This is a genomic window from Eubacteriales bacterium (genome assembly GCA_041390245.1).
Taxonomy (GTDB): Bacteria; Bacillota; Clostridia; order Christensenellales; family JAWKQI01; genus JAWKQI01.
Genome location: JAWKQI010000005.1, coordinates 114,613 through 126,848 on the forward strand (window position 1 = coordinate 114,613; position 12,236 = coordinate 126,848).

Sequence of the window (12,236 nt, forward strand, 5' to 3'; positions counted from 1 at the left end):
AGTTTTATATATAAAGAGGGGTTTAATATGAAAAAGTTTTTACTGGCGCCCGATTCATTTAAAGGCACTATGAATTCTATTGAAGTATGCCGCATTATGGAGAAAGCTATAAAGAAAAGCTATCCTGATTCCAAAATTCAAAAGGTACCTATATCAGACGGAGGAGAAGGCACTGTAGATTGTTTAATAGAAGCGCTTGGCGGGAAAAAGATATTTACAACAGTAAAAGGTCCGTATATGAATGATATGGAAAGCTTTTACGGTATGCTACCAGATGGCAGGACTGCTGTAATTGAGATGGCCGCATGCGCAGGGCTGCCACTTGTAGGAGAAGATAAAAGGGTAAGTGAAGCGACGACTTACGGCGTAGGGCAGCTTATATTAAAAAGCATTGAAAATGGTGCAAAAAATATAATAGTAGGTCTTGGCGGTAGTGCGACTAATGATTTAGGGGCGGGTATGGCCGCGGCGCTGGGCGTTAAATTTATAAGAGAAGATGGAGAAAATTTTATTCCAGTTGGAAAGAATCTCTCTAAAATAGTTAGAATTGATATATCAGGCTTAAAAGAGAAGTTAAAAGGTATTAAAGTAACGGCTATATGTGACATAACCAATCCCCTTTACGGCAAGAACGGAGCGGCATATGTATTTGCCCCGCAAAAAGGTGCAGATGAAGAAATGGTTAAGTTTTTGGATATGCAGCTAAGGTCTGCGGCTAAAGTAATAAACCGGGAGCTTGATATAGATATATCAAATATGCCGTGTGCAGGTGCCGCAGGCGGTATGGGAGGCGGTATGATAGCTTTCTTAGATGCCAAAATAAAAAAGGGTATAGATACGATACTTAATACCGTTGATTTTGATTCTCTCTTAATGGATACAGATGTGGTAATAACGGGAGAAGGTACGCTTAACTCCCAGAGTTTTGACGGCAAGGCTGTTGTTGGTATTGCTGAGAGGGCAAAGAAATACTCAGTTCCCGTTATCGCTGTAGTAGGATATATGGATGAAGAAGAAAAAAAGGCAAAAGCACACGGGATTTCTGCCGTATTTGCTATAAATAAGGATTTAAGGCCGTTTGATGAAATAAAAGCAAACGCGAAAAAAGACCTTTATGCGGCAATGCTTAAAATGTTAAATCATATAGGTAAATATATAAATTAAAACCTTTCTTTTAATTAAGTTTGAATAAAGCCTTTTTTATAAGGGATACTAAACTTATAAGTATAAAAGGAGGGAATAAATTGACAAAGCAAAGCAAGACGAAAAAAATGCCGGTTTTTACAACTCTTCCGTTAACAAATGTAGTCAATCAGGAAATGTCTAATAAGATGAAGGAAATCAACATTAAAGAAGCAAAAGAATGGGTTGATTATAACGAAAAATAAACTTCATTAATTCCGATAGACAAATTAATAATTGTTGGTATAATTAGGTATAACAAAAACATCTTACAAAAGAGGACATTATGACAATAACTCTCGTAATTTCAATGTTTATTATTTTTTCAGGCAGCATTATAGTTGCCGTTCTTTTGAAGAGACGCGGAGAAGAAGTTATTCCAACAGCTTTTTTATCAGCTGTATTTATTTTATATTTTTTCTATTGTTTAAACATTCTTAAAGTTGGCTGGTACCTTATATTAGGTGTCTGGCTATTTTTAATCGTATTTTATATCATAAAATTAATCATTAAAAAAGATTTGCTGAAAGTAAGTATAAAGACTGTCATAACGCCAGGTGTATTGATTTTTTGTATTTTATGCATCATTTTCATATTTATTTCAAGAGGTAAACTCGTAGGGCTTTGGGATGAGTTAAGGCTATGGGGTGCTTATCCTAAGATATTGCATTATACAAATACACTTCAAATAGGTGATAAAGCAATTTTGTTTAATATCATGCAGTCTTATCCGCCAGGAATGCCGCTGTTTATCTATTATTTAACTAGTTTTACTAAGACCTTTACAGATTGGCATATTTTTTATGGCTATGCAATTTTAGGCGTATCTTTATTTCTTCCTGCGATAAAGAATATGAAATGGAAAAATGCCTGGTTCATAATACCTATGGCAGCAATTATAATTTTTTTCCCAAGGTTGTTTTACAGTTTTGGTATAGACTTTGAATACTATTACAATAGTTTATTTATAGATGCAACTTTAGGCCTGTTTTTTGGCTATAGTTTTTATTTAGCTTTAACCTCTTGCTTTAAGACAAAATTTGATACATATTCTTTTGCTATGAGTTTATTTATGCTTGTGGTATTAAAGGATTCGGGAACTATTTTTGCGCTTATGTCTTTAACTACAGCTATTGTAAATTATATTTTGCGCAAAGGTAAATTAAAACTTATAAAGTGGAAGTTAGGGTTTGTTTCTTTACTGCCTTTAGCAGCAGTGTTGGTTTGGAAACTTTTAATGGCACAAAATGGAATAACAAACCATATTTCGTATTCATTGGAAAGCATGCGGTTATCGTCTTTAATAAAAATTATAAAACAGCTTATTATAGAGCCTATGACTTCTTTAAACCTTTATTTTGGAACGGTATCATTATCGTTTATAGCACTAGGTTTTATAATGGCATTATTAGATACATTCATGATTTTCAAAGCAAAAAAAGAAGAAAGAAAAACATTAATAATTACATCTGCAATTTTAATCATAACAAATATTTTATTTATAATCGGGTACTATATTTTAGTTGATTCTGCTTTTTATGGATATATACCGAGTTTTCATAGATATATGAGTACTATATTGCTGGGGGATGCATTATATTTGTTTTTACGTTTTATAAGCTATCGGTTTTCATCTGGCACATTATTTAAAGAACATAATACCCTACCTAAATTGAAGACTCCGGTAAAAGTTTTTGTTATGACTGCATCAACTCTTATTTTAATAGCATATTCAGCCTTTTTAATATCAAACTGGGCAAAGTTTGACGGAGGGTGGTACAGTAAAGCACAATATTATGCAAATGATATACTGTCTGCCGTTGAAGATGACGGGTACGACGATACTGGCGGGCCTGCAAATGTATACATTCTTATAAGTGGAGATGAGGTTGTAAGTGCGGGGCTTCATCATAGAATATATTACGATTTAATAGGTACGTCTGCAAATATAAAAAATTTCTATGATGAAACAAATATCACATTAGACGAAGCCTCTGATAAGGAAATAGATACAATAGTTTTGGAATGGAAAAGTACTTTGGTAAACGATGGATTTGACTATGTATATATTTCAGACGAAAATCCTCTTTTTAAAGAGCAATTTGGATCTCTGTTTAAAAATTCAAATATAACACCTGAAACTTTATACCGCATAGAGGGATCCGGTGATTCAATACAATTAGTGCCATGCGATTAATGAAAAAAAGCCTGTAACGGTTTGTTACAGGCTTTTACTATTTTTTAAAGTTTTAAATTGGACAGCCTTTCAATAGCCTTTAAAGTATTTTCTTTTGTATTAAATCCGGTTAATCTAAAGTATCCTTCTCCAGCACGTCCGAACCCTGCACCAGGAGTTCCGACTATATAGGCGGAGGATAAAAGCTTATCGAAAAATTCCCAAGAGGAAAGGCCTTTAGGGCATTTAAGCCATACATAAGGCGAGTTTATACCGCCGTAAGCAGCTATGTTTATTAAAGCTAACCCTTCTAAAATTATCTTTGTATTTTCAAGATAGTACTTTACTTCATTTGCTATTTGTTTTTTTCCTTCTTTTGAGTAGCAAGCCTCGGCACCCCTCTGTGTCATATACGATACGCCGTTGAATTTAGTCGTATGCCTGCGGTTCCAAAGAGCATTTAAGGAATGTGCTTTGCCGCGGCTGTCATATCCCAAAATTTCTTTTGGAACGACAGTGTATGCACATCTGGTACCAGTAAATCCCGCTGTTTTTGAAAAAGACTTAAATTCTATAGCGACTTCCTTGGCATTTGGGATTTCATATATGCTTTTTGGAATATTCGGCTCCGTTATATATGCTTCATAAGCGGCATCAAATAATATGAGCGCTTTATTTTGCCTTGCGAAGTCCACCCATTTTTTAAGCTCGTCCTTATTTAAAACAGTGCCTGTCGGGTTGTTGGGATAGCATAGGTAAATAACGTCTGGATTGTTTTTAGGAAGGTCTGGTATAAAGTTATTTTCAGCCGATACCGTTATATATTCTATATTTTCATAGCAGCCTGTTTTATCGTTGAAAAGCCCGCTTCTGCCAGCCATTACATTGGTATCTAAATATACCGTATAAACCGGGTCTGTTACTGCTATTTTAGCGTCAGCGCTGAATAGTTCCTGAATATTCCCTACGTCGCATTTAGCACCGTCTGATACAAAGATTTCATCTGCTGATATATCTATACCACGGGATATATAATCTCCTTTTACAATTGCTTCTCTTAAAAAATCGTACCCTTGTTCAGGGCCATAGCCTCGAAAAGTAGAAGAAGAACCCATTTCATCTACAGCTGCCTTCATTGCTTTTAAAACCGCATCGCAAAGAGGCAATGTTACATCCCCGATACCAAGGCGTATTATATCTGCATCGGGATGCTGGCCTTTAAACGCTGAAACCCTTTTTGCTACGTTGGAGAAAAGGTAACTTCCCTGAAGGTTTAGATAGTTTTCGTTAATTTTGATCATCTTAATTCTCCTATTGTGTTAAAGATATATTGATATTGTATTATACAAAGGATAATATATCAAATGGTTTTTGCCTTTTTAAGTGATATATGTTGTTAAAAATTTATGTTTATAATAGAATATATGTAAATACAAACTTGAGAGAGGATTAAGCTTTTGGAAAAAGAAAAAAGACTTAATACCGCAAAATTCACACAAAGAATAATACTTCCTGCATTGGTAATATTGGTTGCGATTGCAGTAGTAACTATATTTTTATTCCGTGCAGCTAAAGTTGCCGAATATAATAACCCACTTGATCAAACTAAAATAAATGAAGCAATTGCAAGAAATGAAGGCCTTTCAGTTAAAAGGCAGGCTTTAGTTGATGCGGCAGTATCCCTTGTTGGCAAAGTCAACTATTTTTGGGGCGGTAAAAGTGACGCTATCGGCTGGGATGATGAATGGGGCACACTAAAGGAAGTAGACTCTCAAGGAAGCGACACAACGGGAAGCATGCGCCCTTATGGGCTGGACTGTTCCGGATATATATCCTGGTGTTATATACAGCTTGGAATGTCTTTTAGAGAGATGGAAGAAAAAGTCGGCAACGGATCTACCAACCAATGGAAAAAGTCTTTTGAAATTGAGTTAAGCGAGGTAGAACCAGGAGATTTGATATTTCAGTATGAACCAAACAGCTCAGACGGAAACCATGTCGGTATATGTATCGGGTTTAACGAGAACGGAGACCCTCTTATCGCGCACTGTTCAGCACAATTTGACAATGTGGTTGTAACTACTAGGGGCGTCATTTTCAATTACGCAAGACGTCTATCATTTCTAGATTAATTTTATTTATAAAAAGCTTTTAAATATATATAAAAAACGCGCCGCCCATAATAAGGCCAAAAATACCGTAAATTATAAACGGCACGTTTAAATTTTTTTCTTTTAGCGAATTTTATTGCAGTTAGGACATACTATACCGTGACTAAATCACTATCATATTTAATTTTGATGATTATAATAAAAATAGTTAATATTCTTTCGTAATTTGCTTACTGAAAGTAAGGAGGGTATTTATGAGCAAAAAAATATTAATAGTCGGGGGAGTTGCAGGCGGGGCCAGTACTGCAGCAAGGCTTAGAAGGCTTGACGAATCGGCTGAGATCATTTTATTTGAAAGAGGAGAGTATATTTCTTACGCAAATTGCGGGCTTCCATATTACGTGGGCGATGTTATAAAATCAAGGGATTCTTTATTGTTACAGACACCTGAAAAATTAAGTAAGAAGATAAATACAGATATAAGAATTAAGCAGGAAGTTATTTCGATAGACAGGGAGAAAAAGACTGTTTCAGTCAAAAAGGTCGATACTGATGAAACCTATGAAGAAAGCTATGACAAATTGGTATTGGCAACAGGGTCTTCTCCTATAAGGCCGCCAATACCGGGAATAGACTCTGACCGCATTAAAACGCTTTGGACTATTCCTGATACAGATAATATTAAACAGTTTATAGACGAAAAACAGGTCAAAAAAGCTGTTGTTGTAGGTGGAGGTTTTATCGGCCTTGAGATGGTGGAAAATCTACACGCTAATGGATGCGAAGTAACTTTGGTTGAAATGCTTCCACAGGTTATGCCTACATTGGATTTTGAGATGGCGCAATTGCTTCATGAAAATTTAAGGCAAAATGGAGTTAACCTACACCTAGGAGACGGTGTTTCAAGTTTCAAAGAAGAAGAGTCTTTTATAAATATCACTCTATCAAGCGGCAAGGAAGTAAGCGCAGAACTTGTTATCCTTGCTATCGGCGTTAGGCCAAACAGTAAATTAGCTGCAGATTGCGGTCTTACACTTAATGCAAGGGGCGGCATCGTAGTAGATGAATATTTAAAAACTTCTGACCCGGATATTTATGCGGTAGGTGACGTAATTGAAGTTGAAGATTTTATAGATAAAAGCCGTACGATGATACCGTTAGCCGGCCCGGCCAATAAGCAGGGCAGGATATGCGCTGACAATATCTGCGGATTAAATCAAAAGTATGAAGGGACACAAGGGACTTCTGTAGCCAAGGTGTTTGATTTAACTGCGGCATCGACAGGGGCTAGTGAAAAATTACTGATAAAACGTGGCTTAACTTATGGTAAGGACTATGAAAGGGCAATAGTATTGCAGCATTCCCATGCAGGATATTATCCTGGAGCTACGATGCTTACGATGAAGATTTTATTTTCGCCGGACGGAAGTAAAATTTTCGGTGCACAGATAGTAGGCCGTGAAGGTGTAGATAAACGTATTGATACGGTTGCCACGGCGATTAGGTTAAATGCATCGGTCATTGATTTAAAGGAACTGGAATTTGCTTATGCGCCTCCTTATTCTTCAGCCAAAGACCCGGTAAATATGCTTGGCTTTGTAGCTGAAAATATAATTACTAAAAAAGTTGCGTTTGTTAAGTGGGATGAACTTAAGGAAAAAGACGAAAACAGAATTTTGCTTGACATTCGTGAAGATATGGAAAGGCTTGCATATGAAATTCCGGGAGCTAAAGCTATTCCACTTAATCAGTTGAGAAACAGACTTGATGAAGTAGATAAGTCAAAGGAGATCGTAGTATTTTGCTCTATGGGCGCAAGGTCGTATAATGGTGCGAGAGTCTTGATGCAAAATGGGTATGAAAACGTCAAGGTATATCCTGGCGGAACTATGTTCTTTAGGTCGGTATTCCATGATGAAACAGATCAAATCAAAGAGGGAGGCGTTGAAGATATGAAAGAAAATGAACAGGTACGTTCGGGGGATATAGTAACTGCTGTGCAGGTAAACTGCAGCGGGCTTCAGTGCCCCGGGCCAATCATGAAAGTGTTTGAGACTATAAAAGGAATTGAGGACGGGCAGATAATAGAGGTTTCGGCAACGGATCCCGGCTTTGCACGGGATATAGATGCTTGGTGCAGAAGAACAGGCAATACTTTGCTTAAATCAGAGAAACGCGGCAACGAATATTTTGTATATATACAAAAGGGAATAGCTAAAAATGATTTAGCCGTCCCCGCTAATGTTTCCGGCGGTAACGACAACAAGACTATTATAGTATTCAGCGGAGATCTAGACAAAGTAATTGCTTCCTTTATAATAGCCAATGGTGCGGCCGCTATGGGGCGCCACGTAACTATGTTCTTTACCTTCTGGGGGTTAAACGTGCTTAGAAAGCCAAAAAAGCAGCATGTTAAAAAGTCATTTGTGGAGTCTATGTTCGGCGGAATGATGCCAAGAGGCCTAGGGAAACTTAAATTATCCAAGATGAACATGGCAGGCATGGGTACTGCTATGATGAAGAAGGTCATGAGAGATAAAAATATAGATTCTTTGGAGACGCTTGTTAAAAAAGCTATGGATAACGGAGTTAAGATCATCGCCTGTACAATGTCTATGGATGTAATGGGCATCCGCGAGGAAGAACTGATAAACGGTGTTGAACTTGGCGGAGTTGCAGCCTACTTAGGAGATGCAGAAGAATCAAACGTAAACTTGTTTATATAAAATATAAATTAAAAGCCCTACCATTTAAAAAACGGCAGGGCTTTTAATTTACGACAACAATAAAGGGTTTAAGCCTCTTTAAGTACGCTATGCGAACCGATTAACGGAGGTCTTAAACCCTTATGTCAACACCAAACTACCGTATATACGGTAACGGCGTCAATAGTAGTATATGCACAAAAAATTGATATGATACTTAAAATATAAAATTTGTATTAAGTAACTAAAAAATTATTATGTAATATCCCATAAATATTTTTCGAAGTCTTTTACAAAATATTTTTTGCCTTTTTGTACTATTTCAAACCCATCCATTATAAGCTTTAACTTTTGATTATCATATCCACCAGGATATTTTTCATTTAGTTCGCCTTTTGCCTTAAGAGTGCGCCACCATGGGAAATTTTTGTCTTCTCTTTCAACTGCGGCATTGGCACAGATATTTATAAAAATACCTGCCGTAAGAGGGCATGTGATATCCGCACCTTCCTTACGGGCAAGATGCTCACGGATTTTATCTATAGTAATAAGCTTATTTTTTGGTACTTTTGCCATTACCTCGTTATATTGTATCGGTGCGGCAATTAACATAGTAGCCGCTTTATAACGTGCAACTAATTCCGGCTTTTTATTAAGATTTTCTATTTTTGGCAAGTCTCCTGTAAAATTAAGTTTTTCATTAAAGGTTTTCTTAGCCATATAAAGCGCCTCCTTTTATTTAATACCATTTTATCATAATGTCATAAAAACATACCAATATTGAAAACAAAGGACAAAAATGATATATTTAAAAATAGAGTGTAAAAGAGTGAGGGAAACATATGAAAAGGGACATAACAGTAAAAATTGATACTTTAAGTATCTAAGTTTTACGATTTTTAGATGTTTAAATAAGCTAAAATAGACTGTTATTATGCAATTTTTCCTTGCATAATAATATCTATTATAGTAATATTATTTTACAAATAGCAGGAAAAGTAGTATGGTAGGTTATATTTTTTTGCTTAAAATTGTGTAGTATGGGAGGATGGTACTTATGGCTTTACAGTACATTATTATTAGTGCATACGTTTTAATTTTATTGTTCATTGCAATTTATTCCAGAAAAAAAGCAAAAACAACTAATGATTTCTTTTTAGGCGGCCGGAAGATAGGCGCGTGGATGTCTGCTTTTGCCTACGGCACGACGTATTTTAGCGCAGTAATTTTTATGGGCTATGCCGGTAACTTTGGGTGGAAATTAGGCCTTTCCGTAACATGGATAGGAATTGCCAATGCAATCATAGGCACATGGCTGGTATGGAGGCTTATGGCAAGGCAGACCCGCAGTATTACTCAGAGGCTGGATGCCTCTACTATGCCGGATTTCTTTTTGAAGAGGTATAAATCCCGTGGGATGAAGATAACTGCGGCGCTTCTTATTTTCGTTTTTCTAGTTCCTTATTGCGCAAGCGTATATCAGGGGCTTGGATACTTTTTTGAAAGCGTTTTAGGGATAAGTTACGAATACTGCATGGTAGCCATGGCTGTTCTTACAGCAATATATCTTTTGGCAGGAGGCTATATCGCGACAGCTATGACTGATTTTATTCAGGGTATTATCATGGTTTTCGGTATTATTCTAATGGTTGTGTTTGTTGTAAGTAATGAAGCAGTCGGCGGAATTTCAGCAGGCCTTTCAAAAATTGCGGAAATCGATCCGTCTTTAGCTTCGCCGTTTGGTTCGGCCGGTAACATAATAACCCTGGTTTCGCTTGTATTACTGACTAGCCTAGGCACTTGGGGAATGCCACAGATGGTTCATAAATTTTATGCAATAAGAGATAAGAGTGCTATTAAAAGAGGAACTATAATTTCAACGCTGTTTGCATTATTAATCGGCGGTTCCGCATATTTTGTAGGAACTTTCGGGCGTTTGTTTTTAACAGAAGCACCGGAAAACTTTGACACTATCATGCCAGCAGTATTAGGCGCGGCGCTGCCTTCTGCAGTTCTTGCTTTAATTCTAGTACTTCTGCTTGCCGCTTCAATGTCTACTCTTTCATCATTGGTATTGGTATCGGCATCATCTATTTCTATGGACTTAGTTAAAGATACGTTTAAACCGAATATGAAGGATAAAAGCGTAATGACGCTCTTAAGGGTGCTTTGTGCGCTGTTTGTGCTTCTTTCGCTTATAATAGCTATCTTTAAGCCTGCGGCTATAGTAACGCTTATGTCTTACTCGTGGGGCGCTTTATCCGGCTGCTTCTTAGCGCCGTTCTTATTGGGCGTCCGCTGGAAGGGCATGACCAAGGCAGGAGCGTGGGCAGGTTTTCTGACTGGTATCGTAGTCGTTGTGCCTTTGATGATATTAAACGTTATAGGCAACATACTTCCTTCATGGATGAGTGCACCTGCAATCGGTTCCATGGCAATGATACTTTCCTTGATAGTTACGCCTATAGTAAGCAAATTAACTAAAAAATTCGATGAAGAGCATATAGTAGCAGTGTTTGGTGAAACGGGTGCTGCTGAAGAGGCAATATAGCAAGTAAAGATGTAAATAAAAAGAGGCTTTTAAAAGCCTCTTTTTTGTTATGTGCTAAAAATTAAATTACAATAATTTAAGATTATCAACTGTCGCATAATAATAGCCCGTTTCATCTTGGGAGATATAGATTGTTTGCCTTCCTACGATAGTATCGTTAGACAAGGCATCGACAGTTATTGTTATATCTTTTATATCAGAAGCATTATCGTTAAAATCAGGCGACCAGTAAATAGTTTCTCCGATATCAATTGTGGCAGAGGGCCCTATATTTGACACGATACCCGTATTATAGTCCCATTTACTTAATTCTCCACTGCTAGTGGATACATTTATTGTTTTTATATCATTTTCATCATCTGTTATGTCAATGGTGAACGGAAGCCCGGGTACACTGCTCATAGCAAGCGAATATTTAGATAACAATATTTTGACATATGGTGAAAGCACCAGCTTTTCAGCCTCTTTGATATAGTTATCGCTTAAATATCCATTTTCGTTATTTGCTGCATATGCTGTTAAAATAAAACCATTGAATAAAACGTTTCCATCTGAAGTGCTTGGTAAGCTGTTTACTTTAGATGGCTGAGTTGCATTGTTATTACTGATAGGGGTATTTACTATGAATACGGCTATTGATACTAGTATAAAACAGGCAATAACAGAATACGCCAGTTTAATTTTAAAATGCACTTTTCTTTTGTACTTACCTGTCTGTTTATTTATTATAGATTCGTAGATGTTTTCCTGCTGTTCTTCAGATGGCGAAAAAGATTCAAAAGTATCTTTAATGTTCTTCTTTTTCATAATAACCTCCAAGATCAATTTTCAAAAGTTTGCGTCCGGAAGATAGATGGTTACGCAGGGTACTTTCTTTACGATTAAGCAGATTGGATATTTCTTTAACAGAATAACCTTCGATGTAGTAAAGATAAATCACATCCTTATATTTTGAAGGCAATTTTAAAAGTGCAGCAGCCAAGTTAAGATCATCGCTGTCTTTGTTTGTAGCAAGAACCTGCATTTCTTTTAAATCGACGCGTTTTTTTCTCCAAAATTTTCTAAGTTCGTCTTTACAGTGATTTTTAGACACAGTGATAAACCAGGCTTTTTCATGATGCTCATTTTCAAAATATTTATTTAAATTAAGGTACTTTTCAAATATGGATTGAGAAGCGTCCTGTGCATCATGGCGGTTTTTAAGATAAAGATAGCATATTTGGTATACACGTTTAACATTACGGTTATATACCTTTGCAAATTCTTCATCCGTATGCAATAAAGAATTTGATCCCATGCTTAACCATCACCTCCTATACTTTAAACGATTGAGGTAAAGAATTTGTCCGGTTAATTTTCTACTTAAGCTAACATATCAGTTATATATTATAATATCGGCATAAATTTTACAAAATCAATCCCCTAGATGGAATTAATGGATTGTTACAAAAATAAGGCTCTATCATATGATAGAGCCTTAAATCAGTTATGTTAATGTTTTCCTGAAGATA

10 protein-coding genes are annotated in these 12,236 nt (G+C 36.4%); 6 read left to right on the top strand and 4 right to left on the bottom strand.

What is annotated here, in order from left to right:
* The first annotated feature begins 27 nt into the window (after positions 1 to 27).
* From R2876_07235 to R2876_07245, 3 genes are all read left to right on the top strand, one after another.
* Positions 28 to 1,164: a glycerate kinase gene (locus tag R2876_07235; GenBank protein ID MEZ4358392.1), complete on the top strand. Its 1,137-nt coding sequence runs from the start codon at positions 28 to 30 to the stop codon at positions 1,162 to 1,164.
* A gap of 80 nt (positions 1,165 to 1,244) precedes the next feature.
* Entirely contained in the window at positions 1,245 to 1,388 is a 144-nt protein-coding gene (locus tag R2876_07240; GenBank protein ID MEZ4358393.1) for a hypothetical protein, read from the top strand.
* 80 nt (positions 1,389 to 1,468) lie between these two features.
* Positions 1,469 to 3,379 carry a hypothetical protein gene (locus tag R2876_07245; protein ID MEZ4358394.1) on the top strand — a complete coding sequence of 637 codons (1,911 nt, stop codon included), beginning with the start codon at positions 1,469 to 1,471 and terminating at the stop codon, positions 3,377 to 3,379.
* 44 nt (positions 3,380 to 3,423) lie between these two features.
* Here R2876_07245 and R2876_07250 read toward each other — a convergent pair whose 3' ends face one another.
* On the bottom strand, positions 3,424 to 4,659 hold the full coding sequence (locus R2876_07250) for an LL-diaminopimelate aminotransferase (GenBank protein ID MEZ4358395.1): 1,236 nt from the start codon (positions 4,657 to 4,659) through the stop codon (positions 3,424 to 3,426).
* Positions 4,660 to 4,815: 156 nt separating this feature from the next.
* On the opposite strand from R2876_07250, the gene R2876_07255 reads away from it, so the two are divergent.
* On the top strand, positions 4,816 to 5,490 hold the full coding sequence (locus R2876_07255) for an NlpC/P60 family protein (protein MEZ4358396.1): 675 nt from the start codon (positions 4,816 to 4,818) through the stop codon (positions 5,488 to 5,490).
* Positions 5,491 to 5,723: 233 nt separating this feature from the next.
* On the top strand, positions 5,724 to 8,195 hold the full coding sequence (locus tag R2876_07260; GenBank protein ID MEZ4358397.1) for an FAD-dependent oxidoreductase: 2,472 nt from the start codon (positions 5,724 to 5,726) through the stop codon (positions 8,193 to 8,195).
* A gap of 234 nt (positions 8,196 to 8,429) precedes the next feature.
* On the opposite strand, the gene R2876_07265 is transcribed toward R2876_07260, so the two are convergent.
* A complete protein-coding gene (locus R2876_07265) occupies positions 8,430 to 8,894 on the bottom strand; it encodes a methylated DNA-protein cysteine methyltransferase (protein MEZ4358398.1) in 465 nt (154 codons plus the stop codon).
* Between the two features lie 337 nt (positions 8,895 to 9,231).
* On the opposite strand from R2876_07265, the gene R2876_07270 reads away from it, so the two are divergent.
* Positions 9,232 to 10,725, top strand: a complete 1,494-nt coding sequence (locus R2876_07270) for a sodium:solute symporter (protein ID MEZ4358399.1) — start codon at positions 9,232 to 9,234, stop codon at positions 10,723 to 10,725.
* Between the two features lie 66 nt (positions 10,726 to 10,791).
* Here R2876_07270 and R2876_07275 read toward each other — a convergent pair whose 3' ends face one another.
* A complete protein-coding gene (locus R2876_07275) occupies positions 10,792 to 11,532 on the bottom strand; it encodes a hypothetical protein (protein MEZ4358400.1) in 741 nt (246 codons plus the stop codon).
* Entirely contained in the window at positions 11,513 to 12,022 is a 510-nt protein-coding gene (locus tag R2876_07280) for an RNA polymerase sigma factor (protein ID MEZ4358401.1), read from the bottom strand. The genes R2876_07275 and R2876_07280 overlap by 20 nt, the downstream gene beginning before the upstream one ends.
* Positions 12,023 to 12,236 lie beyond the last annotated feature (214 nt).